Below are 3,766 nucleotides of genomic sequence, written 5' to 3'. Positions count from 1 at the left end.
AGCCATTATTATTCTTAAATTGGTTATTGTGTTTTTGATGTCTCCTTTTTCTGTTTTATCTAATTTTTTGAACCAGGAATAATCTTTTTCATCAATACCAAATTCATTTTTTGCTACTTCTTCAATTACTTTTTCATCTTTATTTGCAAATTCTATCATAGCCTTAAAACTTGGCAGTTCTTTACTGGGTCTGCCTTTTTTTATTTCTTGATCTAGTTTTCCGAATTTATGTATTCTCACTAAATCAAAGGCATTACATAAAATACAACTTGTCGGGTCCGTACTATGAAATGAATAAGAGAATTTATTATCATATATTATCAAACCTCCTGTTGTACTTCCTGCATTATATGTTCCTCTTGTATCATCTGATAGCCCATAAACATTGGGTAAAAATTCTGTAATGGCGTCTGTAATTGTATATGCCTTACAAAATGCTCCTATAATACCATCCTTAGTTAATGGGTCTTGTTGCTCATCCTTTACAGCATCATGTATTTTATTCATTTCTCTTTGACTTCTTGGCCATAAACTAATATCATCCCACCCAAGAAAATATTCATTCAAAATATCATCAGCTTTTAGTAATGGACTATCGCTATATTTGAAATAATAATCTGCATCCTTAGGAATACTGGCCCAGTACATTAAACGGATAGGCTGATATGTTGTATCATCAAAAATATTCATAGACTTATCTATCATTGATGCTTGCATTCTTGCGATTGCTTCATATTCTGCTGGTGTCACAGCTCTGTCAAGTGGTATAATTAATCTATATCGTTTATAATCTTCTCTATGGCTATGAGTGGAGTATATGCAATATGAACAATCAAGGTCTTTCAGATATTCTTCAATAGGCTTTATACACTGGTCTATATCCAAAGTTACCAATATCCTATTTAAAAGATTATCTTTTACTCTTGGACCATTCTGCTTTAAAGCTCCACCAACAAAGCCACCTTTACAATTCTTAATTTTATTCCTTATGTCCTTATCTGCATTTTTAAATTCTTCAATTGTTTCTTCAGTTCTATATGGATTACTTAAGTTACTAAATAATTCAGATATTAATATAGATCTGTTTTGCCAATTCTTCGAATTGCTACTTTTAGCAGTTGCTATTGTAATTTCTTTATCATATGTTAATTTAATTTTATCCAAGTTTACCCCCCCCTTACTCTTATATCTGTCCAATATATCCAATACATTCATTATCATAATTCCTTAGTATGTAACACCATTTAAACTTTGCATCTATATTATCAGGGCTTTTTATTGTTTTAACATTCTTTAAAAACGCATCTGCATGACCACCATTAAATCTAATCATAAGATAATCATTTTCGATAATATCCACTTGTTCAATCTTTGATTGAATCCATAACTCGGGTTTACAATAATAGAAAGTACCTCTTGATAATTGTTCTTTTAATTCTTGAATTTTCATAATTCCCACCTACCTTTTATTAACTTGAGCCTGTACCCATTCTTCTAAACCTTTTTTAGAAATATAGTATTTACCTGCCACCATATAACTAGGAAAATCATCTTCCTTAAGTAACTTATAGATTGTATTATTTCCGACACCTAAAACTTTAGCGGCTTTCTTTGGTGTATAAGCTAATTCTTCATCCTCAAGTGGTTTAAACTCTCTTAGCTTATCCTTAATTTCTGTTGTTATAAAATCTACTGTAAGATTAATAAACTTTTCAAAGTATGGATTTCTTTGATACTCTTTTAAATCCTCCATATTTCTAACCTCCAATTCTTTTACTGTTCATCTGTAATAATGGAATACATAAAGCTTTTGATAATTTAGATACTTGTTTTAGTGATAGATTTTGAATATCCTGCTTTCCATTCTCCAAATTAGAAATTGTTAATCTGCATACACCAGATTTCTTGGCTAAATCACCTTGTGTCCAGTCCCTTTTTGCTCTTTCTACTTTTAAATTTACTTTTAGTTTCATATACTCGCCCCTTTCGAACTAACGTTTTGTTAGTTTATGTTTATATATTACTCTAACATTCTGTTAGTGTCAAGATATTTTTTTATATTTTTTATATACATACTGTTAGTGTTGGTGTAAAATAGTGTAGAGGTGATATTTTGAATATTGGAAATATGATAAAAAAATTAAGAAAAGATAAAGGATTAACCCAAAAACAATTAGCTGATGCTGTTAATGTAAGCACTATTACTATTCAAAATTATGAAAACGGTAGGCGAAAACCAAGTGTAGAAATGATTGAAAAAATAGGTTCAGCTCTAAATGTGTTTATTTTCAATTTTGATAATGGAAATGATTTTTCAGAAGATCCCCAACAATATTTTATAGAACAATATCTACAAACAGTAAATTGTCAATTTATCTTTGATGAAGAAAATGGCTATATTATTTTTAAATGCCCAGATGGTGAATTTGAGGTATCAAATAATGATATAACTAACTTCAACAATAATATAAAGGCATTCATACAATTTCAAATATCTGAGATAATAAAAAATTCAAGAAAAATAGGTAAATAAATAGCTTATATTGGCCCATAAGGCTTTAATATATTCGCCCCTTATAGAATATTATTAAAACTTATAGGAGGTCGTAGAAATGGCTAAAACAAAATATAAAAAGAAAGTTAAAAATGGAAAAGAGTATTATTTTTATAGGTTAAGACATGAAAACTTAAAAAATCCTAGGGATATCTATGCAAAATCAGTAAAAGAACTTGAAGTTAAAATCAAAGAAATTAAATATGATCTTGAACATGATATTGTAAATAACAAACAATGTTTTGAAACATTCTTTACTGACTGGCTCTTTGATGTACATTTTTCACATCTTAAACCATCAACTAAAGAAAATTATGAGGGTGTTTATAGAATGTATGTCAAAAACAGTTCACTTTCTAAAATCAAGGTTAAGAACTTAGAGTTAATTGACATACAAAAATTTTATAATAACTTAGTATCCAATGGATGTACTATTATCAGAATAAAGAATATTCATAAAATTATACGACCATTTATTAGATACTTATATAACAATAATATAATCATAAAGGATTTTTCAGCATCTATAATATTACCAAAAGAAGATGAGAAAACAAAGTTGGAAAAGGAAAATAAAATAATCCCATTTACACTGGAAGAAGAAAAAACATTCCTCGCAGCAATAAAAGGCCATCATTTAGAAATGCTTTTTGTTACGGCTCTGTACAGTGGATTGAGACAAGGTGAGTTATTTGCCCTTACCTGGGATGATATAAATTTTGAAAAAGCTTATATTGATGTAAATAAAACATATCGATATATTGCAGATGTATCACGAGATGGCCGTTCTAGTGGTTACAGCTCTATACAAACACCTAAAACATCTAAAAGTATAAGAAAGGTTCCAATACCTCAATTTCTTGTTAAAATGTTATTACAATATAGGAATGAACAAAGATTACAAAAAATAAAATATGCTGATGTATACCAGGATAACAACCTTGTATTCTGTAATAAAATAGGTGAATATCTAGTCGATAGTACTGTAGGGCGCCAGTTTAAACTTATATTGAAAAATAACCACATACCTACAAGAAAGTTTCATGATATGAGACATACATTTGCAACAAGATTATTTGAACTTGGAGAAGAACCCAAAACAGTCCAGGAGCTTTTAGGACATAGTACAGTATCTATTACTCTTAATACTTATACTCATGTATTAGAATCAGTTAAGCAAAATGCTATATCAAAACTTGATAAGCTTCAGAC

The 3,766-nt window shown here is 29.0% G+C and carries 5 protein-coding genes and 1 pseudogene; 2 read left to right on the top strand and 4 right to left on the bottom strand.

Annotation, left to right across the window (positions count from 1 at the left end; translation table 11 throughout):
* From Q0F58_RS17935 to Q0F58_RS17920, 4 genes and pseudogenes are all read right to left on the bottom strand, one after another.
* Positions 1-1,164 (bottom strand): annotated as a pseudogene (locus Q0F58_RS17935) (hypothetical protein); the annotation flags it as partial.
* 19 nt (positions 1,165-1,183) lie between these two features.
* Complete coding sequence (locus Q0F58_RS17930; protein WP_294379221.1) at positions 1,184-1,450, bottom strand: hypothetical protein; 267 nt, start codon at positions 1,448-1,450, stop codon at positions 1,184-1,186.
* A gap of 9 nt (positions 1,451-1,459) precedes the next feature.
* A complete protein-coding gene (locus Q0F58_RS17925; RefSeq protein ID WP_294379220.1) occupies positions 1,460-1,753 on the bottom strand; it encodes a helix-turn-helix domain-containing protein in 294 nt (97 codons plus the stop codon).
* Between the two features lie 4 nt (positions 1,754-1,757).
* A complete protein-coding gene (locus Q0F58_RS17920) occupies positions 1,758-1,973 on the bottom strand; it encodes a helix-turn-helix transcriptional regulator (protein WP_294379219.1) in 216 nt (71 codons plus the stop codon).
* A gap of 140 nt (positions 1,974-2,113) precedes the next feature.
* Here Q0F58_RS17920 and Q0F58_RS17915 point away from each other — a divergent pair, with 140 nt between their 5' ends.
* Complete coding sequence (locus Q0F58_RS17915) at positions 2,114-2,533, top strand: helix-turn-helix domain-containing protein (RefSeq protein ID WP_294379218.1); 420 nt, start codon at positions 2,114-2,116, stop codon at positions 2,531-2,533.
* 79 nt (positions 2,534-2,612) lie between these two features.
* Positions 2,613-3,766, top strand: a 1,154-nt coding sequence (locus Q0F58_RS17910; protein WP_294379217.1) for a site-specific integrase, incomplete at its 3' end; no start/stop codon positions are given.

It is taken from the genome of uncultured Clostridium sp., from assembly GCF_934754915.1.
Classification (GTDB): domain Bacteria; phylum Bacillota; class Clostridia; order Clostridiales; family Clostridiaceae; genus Clostridium.
Note: the sequence above shows the minus strand (reverse complement) of the source record. Positions and strands in the feature narration are given on the sequence as shown.